We start from the raw sequence: 223 nt of genomic DNA, 5'->3' as shown, positions 1-223 counted from the left end.
CGTGTTTCAGGATCAAGATCAGAAAGTTTGCTGTTTTCTGGTTCCACTTTTTGGGTGTCAATTTCAGGCTCTCCTTTTGTTAAACATTTCCACCACTCCATTTGATAAGACTTTGTCAAAAGAATTGAAATGAAGTGCTCATCCTCAATGCTCCAAAAACTATCATCCACATTGATAGCCTTGTGAAGCTCACCATCAATAATTGGTGATTGACCTTTCAGAC

General features: G+C 38.6%; 1 protein-coding gene. It reads right to left on the bottom strand.

Going from position 1 to position 223, the window contains the following annotated elements; genetic code table 11:
* Positions 1-223 (bottom strand): NudC domain-containing protein (locus C6N31_RS46730; protein ID WP_198359783.1); only part of this gene is annotated, 223 nt, incomplete at both ends.

The organism is Streptomyces fildesensis (assembly GCF_016107395.1).
Classification (GTDB): Bacteria; Actinomycetota; Actinomycetes; order Streptomycetales; family Streptomycetaceae; genus Actinacidiphila; species Actinacidiphila fildesensis.
This window is presented reverse-complemented; position numbering and strand designations above follow the sequence as displayed.